Here is a 21,730-nt window from a genome sequence, read left to right as displayed (position 1 = left end):
CGGATGCCCGGCGGCGGTATTGGACGCGACGTGTTGCCGTGGCCGGCGATACAAGACAGAATGCGCACGTGACTGAGGATCAGAGACAATCGGAACGCGAAGACGTTCACATCGAACAGCCGGGCAAACTGTTGCGAATCGCCGTTATGGTTCGCGAGATGCTCGAGGAAGTCCGGCGCGCGCCGTTGGACGCCGATGCCCGCGAGCACCTTGCCGACATCCATCATCGAGTTCTGCAGGAATTGAAGACGGGGTTGTCCGAACCGCTGGCTGAGGAACTCGATCGGATCACGTTGCCTTTCGGCAACGGCGTGCCGTCGGAGGCCGAGTTGCGCATTGCGCACGCGCAGTTGCTCGGCTGGCTCGAAGGGCTCTTCCAGGGGATCCAAGCCGCCATCGCGACGCAGCAGATGTCGATGGCTTCGCAGCTCGAGGAAATGCGCCGGCGTGCTTTGCCTGCGGGCCCGGAACAACCCGGGAGTCCTGCGGAGTCCATCCCCGGCCAGTACCTCTAGTCCGGACAAAAGCCGCGCCCGGTCTCCAAACCGGTATCTGATCCATTTACCCCCCGAACGCCCGGGCTCCTCGGACGTTTTTGCTGTGCGAGGCATCCAAGGGACCGGACCCATCTGGATCCGGGGGAGGCAATCATGCGTAAGTTGGGTTTCTTCGTCATGCTCGTATTCGGCCTCATTCTGGCCGATGTTGCACCCGCCGCCGCTGCGGCCGGTGCGCGTATTTCCACCGATGAGCGGGACGTGCTTTCCTTCGTCAATGCCAACCGTGCCGCAGGAGGACTGAGCCCGCTGGTGCTCGACGCGGAACTCGTGTCGATCGCGCGGGCGCATAGCCAAGACATGGCCGACAGTGGTGTGCTCGGGCACAACGCGTCCTTGCCGTCACAGGTAAAGGGCTGGCGCTCCATCGGCGAGAACGTCGGGACCGGCCCGGACGTCGACACGATTGACGATCAGTTCCTTGCCAGCGATGTGCATCGGGGCAACATTCTCGGCAACTATCGTGACATCGGTATCGGCGTCGTTGCGGACGCCGATGGGACGGCGTGGGTGACGCAGGTCTTCGTCGATCCGGCTTCGCCGGCCGCAGCGCCCGCGCCGCGCAGTGTCGCGCGACCGAAGCCTCGTGTGACGCATCCCGGGGCCGCACGTCCCGCGCCGTCTCCTCGCGCGCCGGTCACGCGCGCGCCGGTCACGCGCGCGCCGGTCACGCGCGCGCCGGTCACGCGCGCGGTCGCGGCAGATCCGGTCGTTGCACGTTCGGCGCCCGAAGGACTGGCCGTGCGCGCGGTGGCACTGCTCGAGCGAATGACCGACGAGTAGGTTTAGCCGCCCCCCGGGGATCCTTCCCGCGGGTTCCACGCGCGCCGCCTACGGCCGCACGACATTGGTGTCGCCTCGGCAGATCGGATCTGAGACCGTCTTCTACGACGACCTCGGCCAGCTCATGCAGACAACCGATGTGCTCGGCGCGGTCACGCAGGTTTCCTACGACCGCAGCGGCCGGATGGCATGGTCCGAAGACGCCTCGCGGGGGGCAAGCGTGTCTCGCCTTTGGCTGGGGACGACGGCCTCGGCCTGTGGGGCCGCCGGGGTTCTCGCCGACCTTCCGACACCCCTCGGTTGGCACACGCTCACGTACGCATGCTTCGGCGCTTCGGCTTTCGCCGCCCTGACCATCGCAAGGACGCCGGATCCCGGCGAGTCATGATTGACGAACGGAGTCGCCCTCGGGTGCGTGGCTGGACCGTGGGGATGCGTGGGGGGCGCCATTGTGTTCGTTATGGCGGCTGATTCCCTCGTGCAGTCCAAGCGCGCTTACGACAACCGGCAACGAGAATCGCGAAACAAGGCTAAGGAGACAGCACGGACTCGGTGTCGGAGGTGCCATGCGCCGCGTTAGGTCTTGGTCTGAACGACTCACAGCGCTGGCCCAGCGCGATCTCGAGCGCCATCGATGGGTAGCGTGGACGATAGTGCTGACGACGAGCCAGGCAGTGCGGCCTTCTTCATCGCGATCGACGTGGGCTACCACCGCGGCGCGGTAATCCGCATCCTCTACGCGGCCTACATCGTCCTTTGCGCGTGGTACTTTCCGCGCGTCGTCAAGCGTTTCGGAACTCACCTTACGCTGCGGTCGCGGGTCTTATTCGTCGCCTTCGGTGGGGGGCTATCGGGATAAACATGGTAACGGGCGGATCCTGATGCGCCACCACGCCTGGGCATGTCCTGGCGGTGTGTAAGTGCGTGATCTGATGGAGCGCGCAGACTTCAGGAGGTCACGATGAACAAGAACACAAGACCCAGCTATGGGGACGTTCGTGAATGGTCGGTTCTGACCGATGAGTAGGTTGGGGCGACGCGTGGCGGGGATGTGGTTGCGCCTTTCGGAACCTCACCGTGCGCTGCCGGTCTTCGTCACGGCGGTAGTCCTGTTCGAGGCCGCCGAACTGACGAACCTGACGCTCAAAGGGGCCCCTGCACGCGTGTATTGGGTGACAATCGCCGTCAATGCTGCGCTGATGGTTTGGGGCATCAAGGGCAACAGGGTATGCGTGGGCCTTCTGATGGTCGCGGCGGCGGGCCTGCTGGCTTCCCGACTTGAGCATTGGGAGATCCGCGGCTTGCCCGTTGTTGCGCTGTGCGCGATCTCGCTGATCGGACAGGGCGCATACTTCAAGCATCTTGTCTCCTCGCGCTCGGCCCGCCGGAGGAAGGACCCGCGGTTGCCAACAGACGGGGCCTCGTCGATAGCGGATGGGGGGCTTTTCTGGTCTGCCCCGCGCAGGGCCGTATCGCTCGTGTTCTTGGCCGCAGTGATCGTGTTTCAAGTCGCCGACTTTACGAATCTGACACTCGCCGGCCGTCCCTGGCCCGTGTATGGGGCGTCGATTGTCATCAATGCGGGACTGCTTATCGGGGGCATCAGGGGAAGTCGTGCGTGTGTAGTGGTGCTCATGGCGTCTGCTGCATCGGTCTTGGTCTTCGACGTCGTGGATTGGGAGGTTCGCGTCGCGCCCGTTGTCGCTCTGTGCGCGATCTCGCTCGTAGGGCAGGCCACCTACCTCCTTCACCTCGTGCGCGCGAAGCGCCGCCGCTTGCACCCGACGCACGCCGACGCGTGAAACCCAGGTGGGTCACTCCTGGGAACCGCATGTGCACGCAGGGGCCCCGAGAGACCGGCGGCGCGGCGTGGGCGGGTTGATGAGCGTCGTCGGGCGGTTCGGGTCTATGACCGACAAGAACAAGCCAGAGGCTTGTCGAGGGGGGAACTGAGGGCTCGTCATGCTGGGGACCGTGTTCCTCGGGGCGGCGATGGTTCTTCAGTGCCAGGCGCTCGTACAGTTCCCAGACGACCCCATGAGAGGCTCGGTTGTGATACATTGGGTCACATGCGGGAGAAGCCACGATCGATCCAGCGCTCGTTCCGCCTGTCGAGACGCACGCTTGAGTTGCTCGAAGTGGTTGCCGCGGCAGGTGGCGAGTCCCGCAACGCGCTGGTCGACCGGCTACTCGGTGAAGCAATTCGCCTCGAGCGACATCCGCTTGTTCGGTTTCACCCAGGGCCTGCGGGACGCCGGCAGCCACTCGTCGTCGGCACCCGGCTCTATGTGCACCAGATCGTGTCGACGGTCCGAAGCAGTCACGGCAACATCGAAGAGGCCGCCGACTACCTCGGTATCACCCCGCGGCTCGTTCGAGCGGCCGTTGAGTACTACGCGGAGTTCACAGAAGAGATTGATGAGGATGCCGCGTTTGCGGCGAAGGTCGAGCAGGACGAGCGCTCCCGCTGGGAGCGCCAGCAGCGCGCACTCGCGTGAAGCTGGCGCTCGACCACCACTACTCCCCGGCGATCGCCGCGCAGCTCCGCGAGAGGAGTCACGACGTGATCGCTGCGCTAGAACGCGGCTGGGAGGCCGAGGAGGACGAACCACTGCTTGAGTTGTGCCACCGGGAACAGCGCGCCCTGCTGACCAACAACGTCGCCGACTTCACGGCCGTCGCGCGTCGCTGGGCCGAGGAAGGTCGCCAGCATTTCGGGCTCATCTTCACGTCGGATGCCAGCATGCCCAGGGGTCGCGACGCCATCAGCCGCTTCGTCCGGGCTCTCACCGAGTTGCTGTTATCGAACCCTGGCGACGACAGCTTCAAGGACCGCGTGCACTGGCTGTAGCGCCGCGCTTTCCGGATCTCCACAACAGCGTGAGAATCGGAAAGGATCGCCCGTCGGCTCGCGTTATGCGTCTTGTTGTTGCTGCTTCCCCAGCGCGCCTTCGCAAATTCGAGGAACGACGGCTGCTGGCTGCGGTCATGTGTCTCCCACCATCTCCTCGAAGCCGAGCATGAACCCCGTCTTGCGATGGTGTTCGGCGCGCACCTCGCTCAAGAGCTTAGCGAGGCGGGACGGGAGCCGTCAGGGGTTCCCCGCGGATTCAGTACGCGATCGCTGTGGAGTTCGGAGTGATGGGGCGCTGGGTGGCCCAAGTCACCGATTGGTCCAACTTTCCGCGTCGGGGAGCTTCCGAGAAACGCAAGGTCCCTTTGGGGGGAAGTCCGGCTAGGTGACTTGGTCGGGGGTTTGTCCCCGACTGATCCACCGCCCGGCGCGCGGCCACATCACGATGCTGGCAACGGCGGTGATGCCGATGATGCCGACTGCGCCGCGCGAGGTTGCGAGCGCGGTGAGCGACGTGAGCAGAAGCAGAACGGCGCACAGGGCTGCCCCAAAGCTCAACGCGACTAACACCTTCCCGGGCGACGGGAGCCGGCCGCGCCGACGTCGAGCCGCGCGCGCGCGCCGGCGCTCTTCGAGCGAAATGACCACTGCGTCACGTTGCGCTGGTCTTTGCGCTGCTTCCGATGGTGACATATGAGGGCCTCGAGATTGTGGTCTTTGCGCGACTGAGAAAGCAGTCGGCGGCTCGCGGTGATCTCTGTATAGGTCTAACGGGTGTTTCTAGGGGCCGATGCCACGCTGCGCGCGCCAAAGGTCCGCGTTGATAGCCTCCGGTCAAAGATGTGAAAAGAGCACCGGAAGGAGCGGGGAATGACGGTTTCCATCGAGCGCCGCGGCGGCGTCACCGTGATCACATTGAACCGCCCGGAGGTTCGCAATTGCATCGACGCTCCGACGGCCGTCGCTCTCGCCGAAGGTGTGACGGCGTTCGCAGCCGATGCGGCGGCCCGTGTGTTGGTCGTCACCGGGGCAGGTCCCACGGCATTCTGCACGGGAGCCGACTTGTCGTCGGCGTCGCAACTGCTGGACCACGCCTGGACCGATCGTGCGGGTCCGATCGGATTCGCCCGCCTCGATCCCGGAAAGCCGACGATCGCCGCGGTGAACGGCTGCTGCTTCGCCGGCGGGATGGAACTCGCGGCATGGTGCGACTTCCGCATCGCGTCGCAAAACGCTGAGTTCGGCGCGCTGAATCGGCGATGGGGGGTTCCGTTCATCGACGGCGGAACGCAGCGGTTTCCGCGGATTGTCGGCCAGGCAAACGCGTTGTATCTGATCGAGACCGGTGTGCGGTTCGACGCCGCGCAAGCGTTGCGCATGGGGTTCGTGCAAGAGGTCGTTGCCGACGGGGCTGCGCTGGAGCGCGCGGTTGAACTTGCGGCGCGGATTGCGGACTACCCGCAAGCGAGTTTGCGAGCTGATCGCGCGGCCACGATCGCGGCGTTTCATCCTGTGTTGGACGAAGGAATCGCGCAGGAGGCGGTCGCGGGACGGGCGACGTTGCTAGACCCCGAGATGCTGGCCGGACTTGAGCGTTTCGTTTCCGGCGACCGCCCGGAGCCGCCGCGCGCGCGATAAGCCGGCGGCTGCTTGCGGCGGCGGCGTGGGGTTTTAGCGACTGAAGCGGTACCGCGCGAACACCGCTCCGGCGACGAGTGTCAGCACGACGATGACGACAATCGTCCCGGTGCGCCCGGTGGGGGTTTTGCTTCCCTTCGCGGTCGATTCCGCCCGTCCGAGAGCGGCCGGACGCCCGGCTGCCGCGTCGGCCATGGCGCACGCCATTGCGGTTCCAAAGCCCTCGGTGAACTTGCCTTCATTGGATGCAAGGGCCAAGGTCGCTTCGAAGGACACCGATTGGTAGTCGCTCTCGACGGCGGGGTCATCTGATTTGGGTTCAACCGTGCCACCCTCGGCAGGTACGGTCTGCGGCGTCTCCGCCGAGGAGACGGCAGTGTCGAGGCTCGTCACGGGAACGCCACCCGTGTTGCCGCAGTCCTGCTGGAGCTCGGCGTCCGCAGCGATCTCGATGACGAACGGCGACGAAGAAACCGCGCTCGCACCGGGGGCGAGGTCCGGCCACCGCGAGGTGTTCTCGCGCACCGTCACCGGGCCCTGTACCGACAAGGACCCAGTGACGCCGGTGGCCGGGTCGATCCCGTAGTTCTTCAGTGTGACGTCGATGGTGAGGCGTTCTCCGGGTTCGGGGATCTCATCGCCGTCGCCGCCCCTGTAGCGAACGGATTCGACTGCGAGCTTTGGCCCCGGACACTGAACCTCGATGCCCAACTTCGTGACGTCTTCACCCAGCGACGAGACGATCGAGCCGACGAAGCCTGCCCATCCCGTGCAGGCCGCGCGCGCGACTTGGAACGCGTAAACGCCCGTCGCCGTCGCCCCAGCGGCGATGGTTCCGAACGATGCGTTTGATTGCGTCATGCGGACGCCTTCGGTGCCCGAGTCCAGGCGCATCGCTACGTCTTGCGCGGTGTTCTCGGAGTAGTTCATGAGCGTCACGTGCAATTCGATCTCGCGATCGACGGGGGCCGTGGATACATCCTTGCCGCCTGCCGTCATCCGGACGGAAGCGACGTCGATGCGCCCGCCTGCGTGCCCGGGCTCGGTGCCGCCGGATTCACCGGAAACCTGCGCCCCGGCAGCTCCCGGCACGGCGAAGACCACGGCCAAGGCGGCAAACCAAGCGATGCGCGTTCTCACGATCTCCTCCTCGTTTGGTGCTCTGGAGTTTGACGGATGCGCGTTTCAAACGGTTCCCAAGGGCGCGCGCCTTCCGAGTTCGTTGGCTGCGGGGAGCGCGTCGAGCATACTGCGGCCATGGAAACTTCTGTCGCGCGGCCGCGACGCAATCGCGGCATGGTGTTGCTCGTCGTCGGTTTGGTCCTGTGGGTAGCAACGCTCATGGCCGGGGTCGCTATTCTCGGTATTTCCAGCGTCGGACCCGCGTACATCGAGTCGAGTTGGGACGAGGCTCACGTTTCGGGGCGTGGCGAGAAGATCGCCATGATCGATATGACCGGCGAGATTGTGTCCGGATCGGGGGCGTTCTTCGCGCCGTCGGGTGGTCCGGAGTTCGGTTCCGACGACTATGTCGGGCAGTTGCGTCAAGCGGCCGAAGACGAGAGCGTTCGGGCGGTGATCATCCGGATGGATACGCCGGGGGGCTCCGTCGTCGCAAGCGAGGAGATTCACACCGCCGTTCGTGAGGTCGCAAAGGACATGCCGGTGATCGTCTTGATGGACGGCGTCGCGGCCTCAGGTGGCTACTACATCGCGACGGCGGCGACCAAGATCGTCGCGCACGCGGACACCATTACCGGCAGCATCGGCGTGATCGCGGAGTTTCCGAACGTCTCCGGGACAGCCGAAAAGCTCGGCGCGCGGATGGTGGTGATCAAGAGCGGCGAGTTCAAGGACATCGGTTCGCCGTTCCGCGACATGACGACGGCGGAGCAGCGACTCTTGCAGGGAATGGTAGACGAGGCCTACGGCCATTTCGTGGGGGTTGTGTCCGACGGCCGGGGGATTTCGCCCGAGAAGGTGCGCGCGTTCGCAGACGGGCGCGTATTCAGCGGATCGGAGGCCAAGCGCCTCGGATTGGTCGACGAAGTCGGCGGGTATGACGACGCCGTTGCGCGCGCGAAGGCTCTTGCCGACGTGCCGGAAGACGCCGACGTGGAGGTCGTGCGTTACACCTGGCCGCCGTTCGGCCTCGGGTACATGCTCGGCGCAAAGCTGTCCGGGCTGGGGCGCGGTTCCATGCTCGAGCAAGTGCGTCGCGAGTTCGGTATGCCGGCGCGCGCGGGATTGGGATACCTGTGGCTGGGATGAGTTCGTCGCTCGGGTGTGGTGTGTGCGGAGCGTTGCTGAAAGCGCCGGCGCGCTTTTGCACGGAGTGCGGCACCCCCGTCGCTGAGCCCGTTGCCGAGCAGGTTGACCAGCCTGTTGCCGAACTCGTCGCGGCGAGTCCGGCCTTGTCGGCGCTTCAGGGCGTGGCCGCAGCCCCGCGCGCGCCCGTTGTGCCGATCGTCGTCGCCGCGCAGGCGGCTCCGCAGGACACCTCGGCGACGGCGACGAGCGCCATGGTGCTCGGCATTGTCACCTGGGGGCTGGTTCTGATCTTCATTGGGTTGTTCACCGGCTTCGTGACTGCGCCGATCGCCGTCGCTTTGGGTGTGAGGGCGCGCGCCCGGATCGACGCCGGCGCGGCGCCGAAGTCTGGACGCGGGCGGGCGACGGCCGGCCTGTGGCTCGGTCTTTCCTGGCTAATCGTCGCCACAGCCATCGTTACGGCGCTGGTGTTCGGACAAATCGCCGGTTAGCGCGCCCGGCGCCGACCGACGGGGGTTATTCCGTTGACGGGGTGCGGTGGCGCTGGCATACTGCGTCAACTCGGGCGCAAGGCCCCCCAAGGAGCGACGAAATGATTCTCGGCTACCAGGCTACGAAGGCGAACGACGCGAAGTCGTCGGCTCTTCGTATGCCTGCGACGGCCGTTTCGAAGCACCCGAAGCCCGGGCCCGGTACCGAGGGGGGACTCGACTAGAGAACCGCAACACCCACGAGACCGGGCCATCGGAAAACCGATGGCCTTTCTGTTTTTTCAGACATGAACGCACCGGACCAAACGGCCGGGACAAACGAAGGAGGTGGAACTGGTGGAGGCGACCGAAACGTTGTGCTGGAGCCGCGCGGAGTGCTCTTCGGGTGACGCGCGTCTGCTCCATCTGTTCTTCAGCGAGGAGCCGCAGGAGATTGCGGAGGCGAAGGCGATCTGCGGGCCCTGCGTGCTGCGGCTGGTATGCCTCGAGGGAGCGCAGAACCGTGGTGAGCCTTGGGGAGTGTGGGGCGGTCACCTGTTTGATCGCGGGCGAGTCATCGACCGCAAGCGCGGCCGTGGTCGCCCGCGCAAGGACGAGGCGCTGCGAACTGCCGAGTTCGAGCAGGACTCAGAAGTCGCCTGACGTCGGCTTGGCGGGGGTTCGGTTCATCCGGACTCCCGCCCGAAGCTTCCCCGGCGGGCCGGTAGGCTGTGCGTCCCATGGGATCGGCTCGCGAATCAGGATCATCCAGTGCCGGCGGCTCGCCGCTGCGTCGTCGTGAGTTCCGGCTGTATTTCGCGGGAAACCTCGTCTCCAACGTCGGCACTTGGCTGAACAACGTCACGCTCGCCGTCGTGATGCGGGACCTTACCCACTCGTCCTTCTGGGTGGGGATTACCGGACTCGGTCTGGGAGTGCCCGTGCTGTTGTTCGCATTGCCCGCCGGCGTGATGGCCGATCGGTACGATCGTCTTCGACTGCTTCGCCGCGCGCAGACCGGACTTGCGCTGCTGGCCGCGTCCGTTACCGTCTTGCTCGGGCTCGGCCTTGCCGGGCGATGGGTGCTTGCCGCGGCTTCGTTTGGTTTCGGACTTGGAATCGCTGTGGCCATTCCTACGATGCAGGCGCTCATTCCGCTGATGGTCCCGCGCAACGAGTTGGCCGACGCCATCGGCTTGAACGCTTTGACGTTCAACCTCGCGCGCGCCTTTGGACCGGTCCTTGCGGCGATCACTCTGGTGACGCTTGGGGCCACGTGGGCGTTCGGGTTCAACACCGCGTCGTACTTCGCCCTCATCGCCGCGCTCGCACTCGTCGGCCGCGTTCCGTTTCCTCGCGCCGCCGACCGGCCTCCCGGCCCCATGCGAGAGGCTATTGCATACGCCTGGCGTCATTTGCGCACGCGGTGGATGCTGCTGGCGATTGCGGCGATCGGCACAAGCCTGGACCCGATCACCACGCTCTCGCCGGCGCTCGTCGAGGTCTTCGGGATGCGCACCGGAAGCGCCGGTTGGATCGTGGGGTCCTGGGGCGCCGGCTCGGCACTGATGATTCTTGTCGGCCGTCGGGGAATTCGAGCGGCGACTGAGCGGGGCTTGGGATGGGCGGGCCTGCTGGCGCTGGGCATCGGGCTGATCGGGATCGGAGCGGCGCCGGTGTTTTGGGTTGCGCTTGTGGCGTGCGCGGTCACGGGTGCCGGGTACATCACCGCAACGATGGCCTTTACAACCACGATTCAGCGCGACGTCCCCGAGTCCCTGCGGGGCCGGGTGAGCGCACTGTGGACGCTCGCGTTCCTGGGACCGCGGGCGGTGTCCGGGATCGTCGACGGCGCGCTCGCCGACGCCGTCGGTCCGCGCTGGACGACTGCTTCATTCGCTGTGGTTGCTTTGGTGGCTGCTGTGGTGTTGCGTCGGGTGGAGACCCTGCGCGGAGAACCGATTCCTCCACCGGCCTGACGGCCCTCCGGCGAAGCGGCCGGAACGATGTCGAGCGACGATGTGAATCGAGCCGACGAGGGACTCAGGCGATGCGCCGGGCGCGCGCCCGGCGTCGTACGAAGGCCGCGCCCGCGCCGACCGTGAAAGCGAGCAAGACGGCCGTGAGGATGGGCAGCGCGCGCGAGGGAGGCGGTGGCGGCGCAGGCGGCGCAGGCGCCGCTACGACGAGCGTGATCGACGGGCTGCGAACGCGGTCTAGACCGTCGTCGGCTTCAACGTATGCCTGGTAGGTACCGGGCTTGTCGGGCAGCGTGAGCAAGACCTCGGCGCTTCCGGCCTCAAAGGATGTCTGCGGCGCGTCCGTTGTCGCGCCGGCGAGCACGATGCGGATGCGCGCAGGCCGAGATATCTCGAACGGGATCGACGTCTGCGCGCCTGGTTCGCCGCTCAGTGATTCCGTCTGAGTCCGCAATTCAAGAACCGGCGCCAGTGACGGTCCGGTTCCGCGGCGAATTGTGAGGGCGTCTCCGCCGACGATCTCGAACTGCGTTGACGCGGCCAGCTCGCTTCCGGTTTCGGTGGTCACTCGGAACGGGCCGTCGACGCTCAGTCGGACGCGGCGAAGATCCTCGGCGGCGAGCACGCGGATCACCTTGGGCTCGGAGCCTTTCGCCACGCGAGCCGGTCCGTAGAAGTGCTTGAGAATCGCCGTCTCGGTCGCTCCGCGGTCCGCAAGCGAGCGCGCGCCCCACTGTGACATCCCGACGCCGTGTCCCCATCCGCGGCCGCGAAGGATGACCGAGCCGCCGGAGGTGCGAGCGGTGAAGACCGTCGAGGGAACCGTCTGCGGCAGCTTGGTTTTTCGCGCCGACCCGATGCCCGGGTAGCGGTCGGGGAACAAGCAGGGTGCCTCGGCGTTGATCGCCGCGCGAAATCCGGCGGCCGATAGCGAACGGGAGCCTTGCGGTCCAAGGATGCGGACTTTGTCGCCGCTGCGTGTGACGCGAGCGATGCTGCCGAACTGCCACAGATCACGCGCGCGCAGGATCCCGGCCAGGTCGTCCAGCAGGATCGACGCCGTCCACGTGGCCAGGGGTGCGTCGGCGTCCTCGCCCTCGACGCTGGGAAGCCACGGCTGCGGCGTTCCGCCGGGGAAGGACCGGCGTGTCCAGCCGTCCGAGGTAGAGAAGTAAAAGGCTTGAATGACCGATCCGCCGTAGGTGAGCACGCGCCCACGAGTGGATTCGACGGCGTCGACCCAGCGTTCTCCGAAGGCGCCGAGTTCGATCGCTGCCCCCCGATACACCTGACACTGGTCGGTAGCGCAGATGTCGTAGTCGCGAGCCGCGGCGCCTGCGGCGCCGCGGCGGACGGCGTGCAGAGCGTAGGAGCGTGCCGCGATGGCTTGCGCGCGCAGCGCGGCTTCCGGCCAGGAGGCCGGAACCTCCGCCAGGCCTCGCAAGTAGTGCGAGAACGACAGGCGGTTGATGATCCGGATTCGGTTCCCCTTGCGGACGAGTTCCAGGCGACCTCGGTACTTAGCTCGAAGCGGCTTAGGTTGCTTGGCGGAACACACGTCCGGAACTGTCGGGTAGTAGCCCTCGACTGTGATGATTGTCGACGGCCCGGGTTCGAGCACGAGCCGCTCAGGCGATGAGGCCGGCGCGGGACTCGGGGCGAGCACGGCGCACGCGGCGACGATCATCACGAGCTTGCGCATCGAAACAGACTAGCCGCGCGAAGCTCAGGCGTCTGCGTGCGCGGTGACGATCGCCCGGCAGGAGGGGCGGGGGCTTACGGCCGCGTCGCGGGCGACCGCATCGATGAACCGGGCCAGATTGGTTCGCTGAACGTCGAGGATCTTTACCGCCAGGTCGGCTCGTCCCGCGCGCGAGTGGTTGCGAACGGACTCCAGAGTTCGGTCCAGATCTTCGGCGAGATCGGCAATCCGAGTCGGGATCCCAGCCGGGGTTTCCTGGTGCTGTTCGCGGCCCATGTCGACTCCCGGTTTCGCCACCGCTGCTGCGGTGCGCTTCCGTAAGTTCCCTTTTCCCTGATTCGGGGCCGGGAGCCCGACTCCTGCCGGAAATTAGGAAATTGTCGCCGCGCCCTGGTCGTCGATCGAGAGGCCGGCCGAGCATGCCGGGCAGGTCACAGAGGCGACTTCGCCCACTGCGAAGCGATAGCTGCATTGTGGGCATGCCGTCCAGCGCACGCCGGGAGTCTGTTCCGGCGGCGAGGCCGGCGTCGTCCGGCCCAGGTCGGGGAGGTCGAGCGCGGGACCCTGAGGGGCTGTGCCGCCCACCATGTTGCGAGTGCCGCACGCGGGGCAGGCGAATTCGCCCGGGCCTGCGACTTCCAGTTCAATCCGACAGCGTCCACAGCGAACAATCATGCGTTCCTCCTGGAGTACATGCTATCTACTGGGCGCATGGATGCAGCGGTGGTCGTCGTCGGGGACGAGATACTGTCGGGTCACGTCCACGACGCCAACACGCACTTCATCGCGACGCGGCTGGTCCTGCACGGGCATCGCTTGTGCCGGGCGGTCGTCATCGGGGACGACCCCGGGCACATCGCGGCCGAGATCGGCAGGGAACTGGCGGGGTCGGCCGGCATTGTGTTCGTGTGCGGTGGGCTCGGACCGACGCACGACGATCGCACGATGGAGGGAGTCGCAGCGGCGCTCGGTGCTGATCTTGTTCCGTGTGAGCCGCTTGCGGCGCGCTTGGAGGAACTCATCGCGCGCGCCGGCACGGCGGGATTCGCTGAGGCGCTGGGAGCCGCGGGACTTCGGAAGATGGCGCTGGCGCCTCGCGGCGCGGAGGCTCTGGTGTGCTCGCTGGGCGTCACTCCCGCCGTCGTCATCGACGATGCGCGCGCGCGCATCGTCGTTCTGCCGGGTCCACCCCGTGAATTGCAGACCGTATTTCGCGAAGCGGTCGAGCCGCGTTTTCTCGAAGGCACCGGCGAACGCGTGCATCGAGAAGAGATAGTGCATTGGTTTCCGGAATCGGCCTTGGCGGAGACGCTGTCGCGGATCCAGGCCGACTACCCCAGCGTTGCGATCGGGTCGTATCCGCGTGCAGAGGACGTTTTGATTCGTCTTGCGGGACCCGAGGATGCGGTCGGTGCCGCGGCGGATGCGGTGCGGGCGCTGATCGACGCCGTCACGTCGACCGACGAGGGACGTCGTCTTGTCGCATTCATGGATCAGCGCCGCGCGCGCCGTCGCGAGGAGTAGATCCGCCTCAGGCGCGCGGGAAACGTGCGAACTCGAAGTGCATCCCGTCGGGGATGTCGAAGTTCCCGCCCCAAGCGAAACCCCATCGCTGCATGATGGAAACGACACGCGGGTCCATTGCAGGCTCTTCTCCCTGGGGGATCTGCGAAGCGTTGATGTCGATCGCGATGCCCCAGGTGTGGGCCGACAGCACGGTGTCGTCCAGGCGCTGGAATCGAGGCACGTAGCATCCGTCGTACGAACGGATGAGCGGGGCCAGTCCGCGTTGCTGAATCTCTCGCATCGCGTAGTAGAGCTGCGGGAGAATGTTGCGGTGGCAGCGGACCGTCCCGAGCACGGGGACACGCCAGTCGGCGATGGCCGCGCGCACCCACCGTGCATCGGGGGCGACGGTGCCGTCCGGGCCGCGCGCAACCGAGAACGAGCCGAAGTATTGGTGAAGCCGCGCTTCGTCCAGAACGGTTCCGGTCTTGTCCGCGCCGACGAGCGATGGGGCAACTGCTTGGGCCGGCCGTACGGTCGTGGCCTTCGACACAGCCGCCGGCGCCGCGATCCGCGCGGCGGGAATCCGCAGTGCCGGGCCGGGCTCGTCCACCCGGGCAGCCCCGCACCCGGCCAACGCGAGCAACGCGAGAAGCGCCACGGATCGTGCCGGCCGTCGAGGGCTTGGGCACGCCGCGAAGCGAGTTCGGAGCGTGGGGGACATGAAAGAGCCTATTCTGCCACCGGAGGTCCTATTCCTCCCGGGTGGGGACGATGAACCGGAAAGAGCCGAGATGTCTGCGGGGAGGTCGTATGAACGTTGTGGTGACGGGAGCATCTGCAGGGATCGGGCGCGCGTTCGCGCTGCAGTACGCGCGCGCGGGAGCCGAGGTTGCGCTGGTCGCGCGAGGCCGGGACCGGCTGGAGGTCGTCGCCGCTGAGGTCGAGGCAGCCGGGGGGCGCGCCCACGTGTTCCAGGCCGATATTGGTGACCGGACCGAGGTCGAGAAGGCCATGAGCGCGGCGCTGGAGCGAATGGGCTCTGTGGACGTGCTTGTGAACAACGCAGGTATGGCCGGCGGCGGGGCGGTGACCGATCTGGACATCGACCGGATCGAGCGAGTGATGACCGTGAACTACCTCGGTGCGGTTTGCGCAACGAAGGCGATCCTTCCGGGGATGCTGGAGCGGGGGAGCGGGACGATCATCAACGTGGCCTCGGTAGCGGGACGTGTTGGATTGCCGGAGGCCGCGGCGTATTCGGCGAGCAAGTTCGCGATGGTCGGCTTCTTCGAATCCCTCGCCGCCGAGGTTTCCCGGCGTGGAGTGCGCGTTGTGACGGTCAATCCGGGACCGGTGCGGACCGCGACGTTCCCGCACGCGCATCTGCCCGGCCTGCTTCTGGCGCGCGCCGATTCGGTCGTGCGGATCGCGCGCCGGGCCGCCGCGCGCGGATCGTGGGAGGTGTCGGCTCCGCGTTACATGGGGGTTGCAGCAGTCGGCCGCGCGACGGTTCCTCCGCTGTATCGGACTGTGATGCGCGCGCTCGCTAGGTTCGGGAGCAAGCTCATCATCATGTAGCGCGGCTGTTCGTTTGAGCGCCGGTCGGTCGCTCAGGTCAGACGCAGGGTTGCGATTTCCCACGCGCGCAGGTCAACTGCCGCCGTGTTGCCTTCCACCTCAACGGGCGCGCGCACGTCCCCGAGCAGTCCCACGAGCGATGCGTCTCGCACTTGGAGCACCGGGCCGAACGTGATGCGCGCGCGCGCCGGTTCGGCGGAGGCGTTGTAGATCCGGCACGCAAGTGAGCCGTTCTCGCGAACCAGCGCGGAAAGCTGAACGCTCGCCGGTTCGATTTGAAGGCCTGAACCTTGGGCGGGGAGCGCACCGGAGTGTGCGCGCACGATCGTTGCCCTCGCAGGGTACGCGTAGGTCTCGGACACGTCGTGCACGTTCGCGGCGCGCCGGTCGCCGGTATGTGGATACAGCGCCAACTCGAAGCGGTGATCTCCGATTAGTTGGGCGCCGGGGGTCTGCAGCATCGGACCGGCGGGCCCTGCGCGGTATGCCATTCCCTGTCGAGAAAGCCACCCAACTCCGCGCAGTAGCGTGACGGCCACAGTGCGTCCTTCCGGAACCTCGTATTCGGGTGTGCCGCGGTGAAAGATCGCCAGGCCGTTCGTCCCGTCGCCGACGTCCACCCATCGCCTGCAAGGGAACGTCGGCAGGCCGAACTCGTGATCGCCGCCCTCGGCAAGCAGTTTGCGCTCTACGACGTCGAAGGCGCCGTCGGCCCACGAGTGCTCGGTGGTGAACGGCAACGGGACGATGACGCGGACGCGGTGGTCGGTCGCGCCGTTTTCGAGGTCGATGCGGGCGCGCAGGAACGCCTCGCCGGCGCGCAATGCGATCTCGGTATGTACGCGCATGGGGATCATTCGGCGTGCGCGCGCGCGGCCGCCGCCGGTGAGTCCCGCCGGCACGCGGTAGGTGCGCGTGAAGCGCAGCGCTGCCTCGACCGGTCCGGCCGAGACTTCGTCGATGACGACCGGTCCGGACGGTTCGGTGACGACGAGGTCTTGCTCCGGCGGCGAGTAGTTGTATTCGTCGCCGGCGTCCCCGCTTTCTTCGATGCCCAGGAGTTCCTCGTAGCGGAACCCGTCGGCAAGGCGAGTGAGCGCGACCCGCCCGTCGGCGCCGACCTCGGCGCGCAAGATGCCGTTGTCCAGCACGTGCCCGTCCGCGCGCGCGGCGGGGCCGGGGATGTCGCGCGCCGAGACCGGCTCGAGCAAGGTCCAACCGAGGCCGCCTACTTCGGGAAGGCGCACGAGCGCGCGGCACAGCGGTGGCCCCACGCCCAAGACGCGGAACTTCGCCTTCGGCCGGCGGCGCGCGAGTCCCTCGACGGCTCGCTTTGCCGCTTCGACGTCGAATTCGCCCTCGGGAACCGGAGACAGACGCATGCGTACGATCGCCGGCGAGCCCGGCTCGACGGTCACGCTGTTCACCCACAGCTCGCTGATCTGTCGTGAGTGGATGGTTGGAACGATCCGCGCGAGTTGGGTGCCCCGCAACGTCATGTCGACGACGATGCGCTCCTGGGTTGCCAGGACTTGCGCCGGCGCAAGTGAACCGTCGGCGGCGCGAAACGCAAGTGCGCCCGGCTCTCCGGGGGCGGTAAGCGTGACCTCGACGGCGCCTCCCGATCGCGGCCGCGCAGATGGGTTGAACACGATCGCTGCCTCGCGTCCCTGCGGCAGCGAGGCAGTGTCGAGGCGCGCGCCGAGCTGCTTTAGCGAGTCGGCCGCAACGAGGTCGGAGACGCGCGTGGCTTCCTGATAGCGCGCAAGCACCTGGTCGGCGACGGCGTCGATGCCGCAGCCGCAGATCGAGTCGTGAGCGGAGTTCTCAACCATCCAGCGCCATGCGCGCTCGAGCAGTCGCCCCGTGTCCGAGCCTGCGAGCGCTTGCAGGGGTTCTGCGTAGCGCTCCAGCAGTGCCGACGCGGTGAACTCCGCTTGCTTGAGCGGCACCCGCACTCCGGCGACTCCCATGAGCAGATTGGCGCGCGCCCCCGAGCGCAACTCGCCGCGCCACACAGGCAGGTCGTCCGGCGCAGGCAGCGCGCGCAGGTATTCCTCCACGGATCCGACGCGCAGCTTGAACTCGTCCTGCGCCGCATTGGCTGCGGCCATGGCGGCGGGCAAGTGCGGCTGCGGCGGGCGGTGATCGCTGCCGTTCATAGCGAGTAGAACATCTCCGGGTCGGAATGGCTCGAGGTCGTCCGCGATACGGCGCGCGCGCACGAGCAGATCCTCGACTCGATCGGGCAGCGTCGCCGCGTTTGAGTACGACGTTGCCAGGTACGCCGTGCGAACTCGGGAGCCGTCGGGAGCCACCCACCAAAACGAGGTTCGGTCGACTGCTCGCGGCACACCGCGCCAGACCACCGCGTCGGTGAGTCCCGCGAGTTGCAGGATCTGGGGCATCTGCGCGATGTGTCCGAAGGAATCCGGGATGTAGCCGACGCGCATGTGCCGGCCGAACCGCGCGCAGGACGCGACGCCTTGTTGAAGGTTTCGCACGATGGTCTCGGCAGAGCACAAGAATTCGTCCATCAGGATTCGCCAGGGACCCATCGCGATGCGTCCGTTTTGAACCGCGGCTCGGATGCGCTCTTGCGCCTCGGGGCGCACTTCGAGGTAATCCTCGATCGCGGCAGTTTGGCCGTCGAAGTTGAAATGCGAGAAAGCGGGATCGGAGTCAAGTAGATCCAGCAGCCGGTCCAGCGTCTTGACGAGAAGGAACCGGTATCCCTCGAAGGGCTCGTACCACTCGCGATCCCAGTGCGTGTGAGGCACGATGTGAAGAACCCGGCGCGCGCGCACGGCGCGAGTATAGTCCCTCACCGTGCACTCGGACTCGCTTGCGGACGACGCGTCGGCCGTGCTGCTGGGCGACGCGCTCGCGCACGTAGTGGACATGGTCCTTGTGCGCGGCGATGGGAGGTTTGAGGCGCACACACGCGAAGGCTCGGTGTCGGCGCGCCGCGACGGGACCATCGAGTGGGCGCGCAACCGCAATCCTTTGGAGCGCCAGGACGCAGGGGCCTTCCGTCCGTTGGAGCGCGAGATCGCGCACGTTCGACCGCCGTCGCACACGAATCACTACCCCGACGCCTATGACCGGATCGGCCAGCTCTTCGAGGATCCGCGCGCGCCGGACCTCGTGGTGCTGCACGCGCCCGCGCACAACTGGGAGGAGCGCGGTGGTCACCGTGGAGAGCACGGATCGCTGGATCTGGTGCAGTCGCGCGCACCGCTGATCCTTGCCGGTGCCGGGCTGGGAAGGCTCGGGCGTCTCGAGCGCAGTGCACGCATGGTGGACATCGCTCCCACTCTGGCTCGCCTCGCCGGCGTTCACGCCGCGTCCGATGGCCGGCTGCTGCGCGCGCAAGAGGGGCGAGTGCTCGAGGAGGCGCTGGACCCCGATGCGTTCGCCAAGAACGTCGTGGCGTTTCTGTGTGACGGGACGAACGCGAACGTGCTTTACGCCATGGCCGACGCGGGTGAATTGCCGTGCATCGCACGTCTGATGTCCGAGGGAACGACGTACGGGCACGGATGCATCTCGTCGTTTCCCAGCGTCACGCTCGCCAACCACACGACGGCGCTCACCGGTGCGCACCCAGGGCGCCACGGCATCTTGCACAACTACTACTTCGACAGAGCGGCCCGCCGGCAGATCAAAGCGAACGAGCCGGCGACCTGGCACCAGGCGCGCGAGGAGATCCGCGCGGACGTCGAAACGTTGTTCGAGGCCGTTGCTCGCTCCGGCGGCGGATTCACCGCCGCGGTGAACGAACCTTGCGATCGCGGCGCGGGGTACGCAACGTTCGATTTGGTGCGTGCCGCCGGGGTCGGCGGGATCGCGGGAGCGCTGCCCGACGCGCGCGGGCTGCCCGACACCACCGAGATGTTTGCGGCGACTCCCGGCGGATACGCGTGGGCAAGCTCTGCCGATCACATCGCGGTTCGCCAGGCCATCGATGTGTGGTTGGGAGTCGCGGGCAACCCGCGTCCGCGCGTGATGTGGATCAACCTCATTCTTCCGGACGCGGCGGCGCACGCAGGTGGACCGTATTCGGAGATCGCGCGCGCCGGACTTCGTGATACCGACCGCCGGATCGCTCGGATTCTGGACGCGCTCGACTGGGGCAACGGCGAGACGGCATTCGTAGTGCTTGCCGATCACGGGATGGAGGAAACCGATCCCGAATGCAAAGGGGACTTCGACGAAGCGCTGGCGCGCGCCGGCATTCCCTTCCGCGACGAGGGTTACGGGTTCATCTACCTCGGCGAGTGAAAGACGAAAGGGCCGGCGGGGAACTCCGGCCCTTTCGGGTAACAGTCCGCTTGTAGCTCACGCGGCGCGCGGAATGCGCTGCTCGATCTCGCGAGCTTGGTCGCGGCTGCGGCGCCCGTACGCTTCCAACACCCCGAGCATGTGATGCCAGACGTAGGCGAGCGCTCCGATGGTGAGTCCCGTGAAGACCGGTCCCATCCAGTCGCTGCGGAAGGTCGCTCCCCATCCGGCGAACACTGAGTAGCCCAGGATCTCGGCGAAGAGCACGCCGGTGCCCAACGTGACAAAGGCCCTGACGGAGCCGTCCATTTCCTGCTTCATCAGTCCGAGGAGCATCCCGACGAACTTCCAACAAGCAAGACCCAGCATTGCGACGATTGCAAAGTGATACATCTTCTCACCTCCTCCTTGTTCTGACCGTGAGACTGCGGTGACGTGTCCGGCGTTACATCCTCGGTGCACCGGTATGCTTTCGCGGTCTTCGAGAGAGAGGGAGCACGTATGTCTTCGGAACCGGTTCTCGTCGAACGCGACGGGGGAGTCGTCACGCTCATCCTGAATCGTCCGAAGAGTCGCAACGCGATGGACCCGGCGCTGACCGACGCATTCGTCGCGGCCGTCGAGTCGGTCCGAGCCGACGCCGGCGCGCGCGCGCTGGTTCTTACAGGAGCAGGATCTGCCTTTTGCGCCGGGGGAGACCTGTCGTGGATCAATCCCGGTCCCGGGGCGAGCGTTCCCGACATCCGCGCGAAGATGCGCGTGTTCTACCCCAAGTTCCTCAGCGTACGCAGTCTCGACATTCCCACGATCGCCGCGGTGAACGGTCACGCAGTCGGTGCGGGGTTGTGCCTTGCCATGGCGTGTGACATACGGATCGCAGCCGAGGACGCCAAGTTGTCGGTGCCGTTTACCCGATTGGGGATGCATCCCGGCATGGCTGCGACGTACTTGCTGACACGCCTGGTTGGAACGGCGCGCGCGGCCGAGATGTTCTTCAGCGCGCGCCCCATCGACGGTCGTGAGGCCGCGCGAATCGGACTGGTCAATCGCGCGCTCCCGGCGGGTGAGGTTCTTGAGGCGGCCCTGGCGCTGGCGCGCGACATCGCATCCACGGCGCCGATTCCGACGGCGATGCTCAAGCGGGCTCTGTATCTGGCGGAACACCAGGACTTGGAGGCGATGCTCGAGTACGAGGCGCTCGCGCAGCCGGTCACGATGGCGACCGCCGACCTACTTGAAGGGTTGCAGGCGGCGCGGGAACGCAGAGAGCCGGTCTTTCGCGGCGAGTAGCGCCTACTCGCCGTCGAGGGCGAGTGTGCGCTTGAGGTCTTCGACGCCGCCCGGCAGGACGAGGAACGTGCCTGTGGCGCGCGCCAGCGGTTTGCCGCTCTCGTCCGTCAGGGTTGCCTCGCCGTAACCGGTTCGGCTTCCGGCGTGTACCGAGGTGCCGTGAGCCGTGATGGTTCCGGCTGTGACCGCACGCAAGTAGTTGATCTGGAGCTGGATCGTGACGTGTGCGGAAGAGTGGTCGAGCTGGGTGCGGTGGGCGAGCCCGATCGCCACGTCGAGCAGGGATGCGATGACGCCTCCGTGCGCGATTCCTCCAGGGTTTAGGTGGTGCGGCTCGAGGGTCAGTCGCACTTCGCTGGTTCCCTCACCCAGCGATACGAGTTCCAGACCCATCCACTGAGAGAAGGCGCTGTTCCCCATGCGCTTCCGAACCTGAGCTTCGAATTCGTCGTTCAGCATGGGCGCGATGGTAACGGTCTCGGCGATGCAGGCCAAATGCCCGCTGCGCGCACAGGCGCGAGGCTGGAAAAGGCGAACGCCCCGATCAACCGTTCGGAGCGCCGGTGCCTTCCCCTTTCACCGACGTTCTTACATGAGCTTTTCGGGGCGTCGCGGGCGCAAAGGTACGCATCGGCGACGGTGGTGTCAACAGTGGCAAAACCGCAGGTCGGTTTGCGAAGCCCCAGCGTATGCGTAGTGCGTTGCTCGCGAAGCGGTGCTGAATTTCTCGGGCGAATCCTGACATGAGTCGCGATGTGCCCGCAACGTTCGCGTCCTGAAGCCGAACGCCCCAGCCGCCGATATCGTTTGTATGA

General features: G+C 66.6%; 26 protein-coding genes. 17 read left to right on the top strand and 9 right to left on the bottom strand.

The genetic code is table 11. The features are described from left to right. Positions 1–68 precede the first annotated feature (68 nt). From WDA27_11315 to WDA27_11285, 7 genes are all read left to right on the top strand, one after another. Entirely contained in the window at positions 69–515 is a 447-nt protein-coding gene (locus WDA27_11315; protein ID MFA5891518.1) for a proteasome activator, read from the top strand. 135 nt (positions 516–650) lie between these two features. After that, positions 651–1,340, top strand: coding sequence for a CAP domain-containing protein (locus tag WDA27_11310; protein ID MFA5891517.1), 690 nt, complete (start codon positions 651–653; stop codon positions 1,338–1,340). A gap of 67 nt (positions 1,341–1,407) precedes the next feature. Then, entirely contained in the window at positions 1,408–1,728 is a 321-nt protein-coding gene (locus WDA27_11305) for an RHS repeat domain-containing protein (protein MFA5891516.1), read from the top strand. 255 nt (positions 1,729–1,983) lie between these two features. Beyond that, positions 1,984–2,199 (top strand): hypothetical protein, encoded by a 216-nt coding sequence (locus WDA27_11300; GenBank protein ID MFA5891515.1) that lies wholly within the window; start codon positions 1,984–1,986, stop codon positions 2,197–2,199. A 160-nt stretch (positions 2,200–2,359) separates the two neighbouring features. Further along, positions 2,360–3,142: a hypothetical protein gene (locus WDA27_11295; GenBank protein ID MFA5891514.1), complete on the top strand. Its 783-nt coding sequence runs from the start codon at positions 2,360–2,362 to the stop codon at positions 3,140–3,142. Between the two features lie 267 nt (positions 3,143–3,409). Beyond that, positions 3,410–3,838 carry a hypothetical protein gene (locus WDA27_11290; protein MFA5891513.1) on the top strand — a complete coding sequence of 143 codons (429 nt, stop codon included), beginning with the start codon at positions 3,410–3,412 and terminating at the stop codon, positions 3,836–3,838. Further along, the gene (locus WDA27_11285) at positions 3,835–4,191 is read left to right on the top strand and encodes a DUF5615 family PIN-like protein (protein ID MFA5891512.1); all 357 of its coding nucleotides are present in this window, start codon (positions 3,835–3,837) and stop codon (positions 4,189–4,191) included. The genes WDA27_11290 and WDA27_11285 overlap by 4 nt, the downstream gene beginning before the upstream one ends. 384 nt (positions 4,192–4,575) lie before the next feature. Here WDA27_11285 and WDA27_11280 read toward each other — a convergent pair whose 3' ends face one another. Continuing rightward, positions 4,576–4,842 (bottom strand): hypothetical protein, encoded by a 267-nt coding sequence (locus WDA27_11280; GenBank protein MFA5891511.1) that lies wholly within the window; start codon positions 4,840–4,842, stop codon positions 4,576–4,578. A gap of 222 nt (positions 4,843–5,064) precedes the next feature. On the opposite strand from WDA27_11280, the gene WDA27_11275 reads away from it, so the two are divergent. Further along, entirely contained in the window at positions 5,065–5,832 is a 768-nt protein-coding gene (locus WDA27_11275; protein ID MFA5891510.1) for an enoyl-CoA hydratase-related protein, read from the top strand. Positions 5,833–5,865: 33 nt separating this feature from the next. Here the strand turns inward: WDA27_11275 and WDA27_11270 are convergent, their stop codons facing one another. Then, a complete protein-coding gene (locus WDA27_11270; GenBank protein MFA5891509.1) occupies positions 5,866–6,972 on the bottom strand; it encodes a hypothetical protein in 1,107 nt (368 codons plus the stop codon). Between the two features lie 117 nt (positions 6,973–7,089). Here WDA27_11270 and sppA point away from each other — a divergent pair, with 117 nt between their 5' ends. From sppA to WDA27_11245, 5 genes are all read left to right on the top strand, one after another. After that, positions 7,090–8,103 (top strand): signal peptide peptidase SppA, encoded by a 1,014-nt coding sequence (sppA, locus tag WDA27_11265; protein ID MFA5891508.1) that lies wholly within the window; start codon positions 7,090–7,092, stop codon positions 8,101–8,103. After that, a complete protein-coding gene (locus WDA27_11260) occupies positions 8,100–8,594 on the top strand; it encodes a hypothetical protein (protein MFA5891507.1) in 495 nt (164 codons plus the stop codon). The genes sppA and WDA27_11260 overlap by 4 nt, the downstream gene beginning before the upstream one ends. Positions 8,595–8,695: 101 nt before the next feature. Beyond that, positions 8,696–8,818, top strand: coding sequence for a hypothetical protein (locus WDA27_11255; protein MFA5891506.1), 123 nt, complete (start codon positions 8,696–8,698; stop codon positions 8,816–8,818). A gap of 130 nt (positions 8,819–8,948) precedes the next feature. Then, positions 8,949–9,236, top strand: coding sequence for a WhiB family transcriptional regulator (locus tag WDA27_11250; protein MFA5891505.1), 288 nt, complete (start codon positions 8,949–8,951; stop codon positions 9,234–9,236). A 77-nt stretch (positions 9,237–9,313) separates the two neighbouring features. Beyond that, positions 9,314–10,552: an MFS transporter gene (locus WDA27_11245; protein ID MFA5891504.1), complete on the top strand. Its 1,239-nt coding sequence runs from the start codon at positions 9,314–9,316 to the stop codon at positions 10,550–10,552. A gap of 64 nt (positions 10,553–10,616) precedes the next feature. Here WDA27_11245 and WDA27_11240 read toward each other — a convergent pair whose 3' ends face one another. The 3 genes from WDA27_11240 to WDA27_11230 all read right to left on the bottom strand — a co-directional run bounded on the left by WDA27_11240 (position 10,617) and on the right by WDA27_11230 (position 12,929). Beyond that, positions 10,617–12,254 carry a SpoIID/LytB domain-containing protein gene (locus WDA27_11240; GenBank protein MFA5891503.1) on the bottom strand — a complete coding sequence of 546 codons (1,638 nt, stop codon included), beginning with the start codon at positions 12,252–12,254 and terminating at the stop codon, positions 10,617–10,619. Positions 12,255–12,278: 24 nt separating this feature from the next. Further along, the gene (locus WDA27_11235) at positions 12,279–12,530 is read right to left on the bottom strand and encodes a hypothetical protein (protein MFA5891502.1); all 252 of its coding nucleotides are present in this window, start codon (positions 12,528–12,530) and stop codon (positions 12,279–12,281) included. A gap of 93 nt (positions 12,531–12,623) precedes the next feature. Then, entirely contained in the window at positions 12,624–12,929 is a 306-nt protein-coding gene (locus tag WDA27_11230; protein ID MFA5891501.1) for a hypothetical protein, read from the bottom strand. 36 nt (positions 12,930–12,965) lie between these two features. Between WDA27_11230 and WDA27_11225 the strand changes: the two genes are divergently transcribed. Continuing rightward, positions 12,966–13,778: a molybdopterin-binding protein gene (locus WDA27_11225; GenBank protein MFA5891500.1), complete on the top strand. Its 813-nt coding sequence runs from the start codon at positions 12,966–12,968 to the stop codon at positions 13,776–13,778. Between the two features lie 7 nt (positions 13,779–13,785). Here WDA27_11225 and WDA27_11220 read toward each other — a convergent pair whose 3' ends face one another. Next, on the bottom strand, positions 13,786–14,421 hold the full coding sequence (locus WDA27_11220) for a M15 family metallopeptidase (GenBank protein ID MFA5891499.1): 636 nt from the start codon (positions 14,419–14,421) through the stop codon (positions 13,786–13,788). A gap of 152 nt (positions 14,422–14,573) precedes the next feature. Between WDA27_11220 and WDA27_11215 the strand changes: the two genes are divergently transcribed. Continuing rightward, positions 14,574–15,341, top strand: a complete 768-nt coding sequence (locus WDA27_11215; GenBank protein MFA5891498.1) for an SDR family NAD(P)-dependent oxidoreductase — start codon at positions 14,574–14,576, stop codon at positions 15,339–15,341. A gap of 32 nt (positions 15,342–15,373) precedes the next feature. Here WDA27_11215 and WDA27_11210 read toward each other — a convergent pair whose 3' ends face one another. Continuing rightward, positions 15,374–18,169 carry a glycoside hydrolase family 38 C-terminal domain-containing protein gene (locus WDA27_11210; protein MFA5891497.1) on the bottom strand — a complete coding sequence of 932 codons (2,796 nt, stop codon included), beginning with the start codon at positions 18,167–18,169 and terminating at the stop codon, positions 15,374–15,376. A gap of 1 nt (position 18,170) precedes the next feature. Between WDA27_11210 and WDA27_11205 the strand changes: the two genes are divergently transcribed. Beyond that, positions 18,171–19,625: an alkaline phosphatase family protein gene (locus WDA27_11205; protein MFA5891496.1), complete on the top strand. Its 1,455-nt coding sequence runs from the start codon at positions 18,171–18,173 to the stop codon at positions 19,623–19,625. A 57-nt stretch (positions 19,626–19,682) separates the two neighbouring features. Here WDA27_11205 and WDA27_11200 read toward each other — a convergent pair whose 3' ends face one another. Further along, the gene (locus WDA27_11200) at positions 19,683–20,018 is read right to left on the bottom strand and encodes a hypothetical protein (protein ID MFA5891495.1); all 336 of its coding nucleotides are present in this window, start codon (positions 20,016–20,018) and stop codon (positions 19,683–19,685) included. Positions 20,019–20,126: 108 nt separating this feature from the next. Between WDA27_11200 and WDA27_11195 the strand changes: the two genes are divergently transcribed. Then, the gene (locus tag WDA27_11195) at positions 20,127–20,915 is read left to right on the top strand and encodes an enoyl-CoA hydratase-related protein (protein MFA5891494.1); all 789 of its coding nucleotides are present in this window, start codon (positions 20,127–20,129) and stop codon (positions 20,913–20,915) included. 3 nt (positions 20,916–20,918) lie between these two features. Here WDA27_11195 and WDA27_11190 read toward each other — a convergent pair whose 3' ends face one another. Next, positions 20,919–21,374 (bottom strand): PaaI family thioesterase, encoded by a 456-nt coding sequence (locus tag WDA27_11190; GenBank protein MFA5891493.1) that lies wholly within the window; start codon positions 21,372–21,374, stop codon positions 20,919–20,921. Positions 21,375–21,730: the final 356 nt, after the last annotated feature.

The sequence above is a fragment of the Actinomycetota bacterium genome (assembly GCA_041658565.1).
Classification (GTDB): domain Bacteria; phylum Actinomycetota; class AC-67; order AC-67; family AC-67; genus JBAZZY01.
The sequence above is the reverse complement of the archived record's forward strand: the minus strand, read 5'-3'. Positions and strand labels throughout refer to the sequence as shown.